The 5,150-nt window shown below is 57.4% G+C and carries 1 protein-coding gene; it reads right to left on the reverse strand.

The window, feature by feature from the left end; all coding sequences use genetic code 11:
* Nucleotides 1-66: 66 nt before the first annotated feature.
* On the reverse strand, nucleotides 67-5,064 hold the full coding sequence (locus JN414_RS16140) for a hypothetical protein (RefSeq protein WP_202208837.1): 4,998 nt from the start codon (nucleotides 5,062-5,064) through the stop codon (nucleotides 67-69).
* Nucleotides 5,065-5,150: the final 86 nt, after the last annotated feature.

Here is a 5,150-nt window from a genome sequence, read left to right on the forward strand (position 1 = left end):
ACCCCGGAAATGTCGTCCCTTGAAATCGCTCATCCGCAGTGCCCCACACCAAAACTGAAAGCGGTTTCAAACAGGGGCACCAACTTTGCAACAGAGCCCTATGTCCTGACCTGCTGCAATGTGACTGGCATCATTGAGAATATCGCCAGTCGTCTCAACAACAAGATTTCGCCCCGCACTGATCAGCGCTCCGGCATTCTGTGCCGTCGCGGAAGAGCCGGTGCCCGTTACCTCAACGAAGGAAGAAGCCGAGGCACCATCAAGGGCTACCAGATAATAGCCTGTGCCTTTCTGACCTGTGGCGGAATACCACAGCTCAGGCACAAAGATTTTCATCACATGATTATAATACTGGTTAATTGCACCGTAGTTGGCCAGGGAGGGGTTGAGGGCTGGTGGCATCGCAAGCGCGTCCGTACCAACCGTATATTTTTGGTCATAAACAACCTGATTGCTGGTGGTTGTCACGCCGCCCAGAATATCATTCGTGAGGGACCTAGCCCGGATCACGACATCCCCGGCAGCACTCCCTGCCATGATCTCACCGGACCGGTTCAGCACATCCCCGGCATATGGTCTGGACAGACCACCAATCTCAATACCGCCCACATCAGACAGAATGGCGCCCTGAACATTACTCAGCGCACCGTCCAGCGCTAGGCTCAGTCCGCCCGTGCCATCCAGCAGACCCGTATTGCTGATCGCGCCTGGCGTGCGCACACTCAGCGTACCACCGGCCATCATCGCACCGGCATTATTGACGGACGATGCCGAAATGTGCGCATCACCTCCCGCAATCATGCCGCTCCCTGCGGGAATGCTGTAATCGCCGTTCAGAGTAAGCGTCATGTCCCGACCAGCAGAAAACAACATCGGATCGCTGATCCCGCTGCCAAGCGTAACGCTCATATCCCGATCGGCAGATAATCCGGTAGCCCCCGTCAGAGCCTGCGAGTTCAGGGCAAGATCCCGCCCGGACTGCACCATGCCTCCCGTATCATCAACAGACTGCAGCGCAGCACCATTTGGCGCGCTCAGAGACAAATCACCGTTCTGCGTCAGGACTGTTCCGGAACGATTGCTCAGCGTATCCGCAATGACAGTCAGGCTTTCCGCGGCCTGCAACACACCGGTGTCATTGATAATGGTTCCGGCACTCTCACCAGAGGCCCTTCCCGCCAGTATGACGTTCCCCCGATCGGAAAGAACCTTGCCGCCGCTGTTTGTCAGGCCCGTCATATAGAGTGCGAGATCACTCCCGGACTCAATCAGTCCATTGTCATTCGCAACAGGACCGGACGTTATTGTGACGGCACCATCCGTTGCGATGAGCCGGCCATTCTGAGAGTTATCGAGCGACGAGGCGGCTACCGTCAGGCCGCCCTCTCCGGCCCCAATCTGCCCGCCTCTGTTATCAAGCAGATCTGCAGAAAGAACAGCATTCCTCTTACCATAGACCAGCCCTGTATTTGTGAGATTCCCTGGGGTGGAGAGTGTCAGGTCAGACCCGGCCAGCAGCAGATTGCTATTTGCAACAGACCCTGCGTTGACGGTCAAAGGGTTGCCATACGCCGTAATTTCCCCGGCATTACCCAGTGCGCCGGACACGCTCAGAATTTGCGCCCCGTTCGACAGAATACCGCCCGTCGCAGTATTTCCTAGGGACTGTGTCCCGATCTTAAGCGTTGCCCCCGCACCGGTGGACTGGATTGTCCCTGCATTGTCCAGACCCGTCGCACCACTCAGGTTCAGCGCAAGATTTCCTGCTGTGCTGGCAATGACGCCTCCGACATCATTCGCAGCACTGTCTGCCGTAAGTGTCAGAGAACGACCAGCCGCGATGACGCCACTGTTCTGCACCTGATCGCTCAACATCAGGGTCATGTCCCCCGTCGCAGCCAGACGACCAGCAGGGAGTGTTGCATCCGAGACGGGTTCCTGCGTGGTATAGCGTCCGGCAGTCAGAGACAGTGTGCCGTTACTTTCAATCTTACCATTGGCATTTGCCACAACACTCGCGGTTGTCCCCGCCAGCGTCAGGCTGTTACCCAGCGCCAGAATCGAGCCACCCGCGTTATTCAGAGTGCTGAATGGCAGAATAATGGCTCCGCCAGCCTGAAGAGTCCCTGTGCTATTATCAACTGCGCCGGCAACACCCTCAGGAGAGAGCACGCTCAAATCTCCAGCTTTTGCAAGAACGGTGCCCCCTGCATTCTGGAGTGTATCCGTTGTGAGCGTGACGGAACCACTGCTCTGAAGCACGCCACCTGGGCCATTCGTCACCTGCCCGGCCTTCAACGCAAGATCACCCGCACTGGCAATGACTGTACCGGCACTGTTGTCCAGCACACCACTGGCAGTCAGATCAATCACAGAGCCACCCATCTGCCCTCCGCCATTGCCAAGCATCCCGCCGCTCCGCGCCGTCAGAACATCCCCGCTAAACAGCGTGCCGCTATTCATCAGGCTATCATGCGCTGCAACGCTCAGAGAGGCCGCACCTCCAGCAAAGCCGCGGTTTGTGACACTGGCAGCCGAAATCGCAGCATTTCCCTTTTGCGCCAGCATCGTGCCTGAGGATGTCAACGACCCCGTGTCAGAGACCGTCAGGTCACCTACAGCACTCAGAGCACCAGTATTGTTGATCTGATCCGCCGTCAGTCGAACGGAACCGCCTGCCCCCGTTGCTTCAAGTGCACCGGCATTCACCACCGAGCCCGCATGAACCGTAAGAGTACCTCCCGTACTGGCGAGGACGGAAATATCCGCAGGCGTTGGTGCACTTTGCGTCACGAGGCTGCCTGTCGTGAGATCAAGGTCACCGGCTGCAATGACATGGCCAGCGTTATCCATCTGCCCGGACACAGAGGCACTTAAAGTGCCTCCGGTGCTCAGAACCGCACCAACGTCACTGCTGTAAGACCCGACCACAAGAGAGAGACCCGTTGCGGACTGGATGATGCCCGAACTGTTGTTCAGCAGCCCGTCCGATACCAGTGTCATCGGACCGTTGCGGGTTAGAACTGTACCCCCCGTATTGTCCATGGAGGTTGCATGGACCATCACCCCCGTATTCCCCTGAAGGGTTCCGCCTGTATTGGAAACAGTTCCGGCAGCTTCAGACGACAGTCCTGCGATACCCAGTGCACCATTTTCTGCCAACAGCACACCGCGGTTCGTATTCGTCAGCTGATCTGTCATCAGCTGCAGATCGGTTCCGCCTTGCAGAATCCCCCCGTCGTTACGCACGGCACCCGCCGCAACTGATACATGGCCTGCAGCCGAAATGATCTTGCCATCTGTCAGGGAAAGACTGGCGGCACGAAGAGCAACATCACCCCTACCGGCACCAGCCTGCGCAGCTGAACCTGTAACGGAAAGCGCGTTTCCAGCCGTCAGCGTCAGAGCATCTCCCGCATACAGTACGCCGGTATCTGCGATATCCCCTGCTGTCGTCAGGTCGGTTGATCCACTGGCCGCGACAGTGCCGTTATTTCCAAATGTCGCTGCTGAAAGTGTCAGATCTCCCCCGAGCGCACTCAGCCTGCCGCTGTTCGTCACGCTTCCTGTGGCAGACAGCGAGACCGCACCACCGGACAGTACGGAACCGCCATTCGCGAAACCATTATTACTTTTTACTGTCAGGACACTATCGGAAGCCAGGGTCTCAATCGTACCAGCGTTCGTCACCCCACCACTCGCCGTGGTGGTCAACGTGCCATCACCTGTCACGGCAGCAAGGACACCGCCCGATCCATTCCGGAAAGATCCGGCAGTAATCGCAAAACCCTTCTGTCCAACAAGACGACCCTCATTCTCCAGAGCTCCTGTCATCGTCAGGGTCAGCACATCGGTGCTGATCAATGCACTGGTGGCGTCACTCCCGTATGCCTGCGTATTCAGGGAAACGCTTCCAGCGGCCCCCAATGTGCCCCCTTGGTTCAGAACGCTGCTCATCGGACCCGTTCCGTCCGACAGCCTCAGCACTCCGCTCTGCGACACAATCGTACCACTAGCACGGTTATCCAGAGAGGCTGCCGAAAGGCTGACATCTCCCTGCCCTTGAATGGTTCCACTTCGGTTATCAAGGAGACCATCCACATTCAGGCCCACAGGACCTGATGCTGCGATGATCTTGCCAGCACCGTTGGTCAAAGAACCTGCAGCGAGGGTAAGAGACCCTGTTCCTGATCCAATCTGGCCACTGCGGTTATCAAGAGCCGAGGATACCGTCAGGCTGTCTGATGCCGCCCCATAAAGCGTACCATCATTTGTCAGCACACCGGCGTTTTTCACGGACAGATCCCCGGCCGTTGCGGCCAGTGTCCCGCTATTCGACACATCCTGCGCTGCAACGATGAGCGTTTGTCCGGCCACTTGCAGACTACCGCTGTTGTCGATAGCCCCGTCTGCCGTGATCGTTCCCGATCCCGCAGCGCCAATCGCTCCCGTATTTGTCAGGCTGGTTGCCGAAACTGTCAGATCGCCAGCATCAACGGTTCCGATCTGCCCCGCGTTGCTCAGACCGCTCCCACCTGCTGTCAGGCTCAGTGAACCAGATTGTACTGCAATCTGGCCATTCTGATCATTCGTAACACCACTGGTCGCCGTCACAGTAAGTCCCGACAAGGCTGCCAGACTACCATTATTTGCCAGTGTCGCCGTTTCCAGAGACAGATTTCCACCCTGGGCGCTGAGCGTTCCACGGTTCGTTACAGCTGCGTCAGCACTCAGCGCGACCGAGCCTACTCCGGCCAGCAAACCACTGTTTGCCAGTTCGCCAGCACTGGCAACTGTTAACTGACTACCCGTCGCAAGCGTTTCAATGGTGCCTGCATTTATAAGTCCGCCACGACCTGTGACCGTCAGCCTGCCATTGCCTTGTCTCGCCGCAACAAGCCCGCTGCTCTCATTTTTCAAGGCACCGACAGTCAGGACAAAACCCTGTTCACCGATCAGCTGCCCCGCATTATCGAGCGTCCCCGTCATCACCAGTGTCAGAACACCCGAACTGGCCAGAGAACTGGTCGCATCGCTCGCGTAATCCGAGGGGCACTGTTGCAAAGTCGGGCAAGATTTGAAGCGGGCCTGATTTTCGGGGTTTTTAGTAAGTGTAGACCCCGAACTGCCTTTCGATTAGGCGCACTTCT

The sequence above is a fragment of the Gluconobacter sp. Gdi genome (assembly GCF_014132155.1).
Taxonomy (GTDB): Bacteria; Pseudomonadota; Alphaproteobacteria; order Acetobacterales; family Acetobacteraceae; genus Gluconobacter.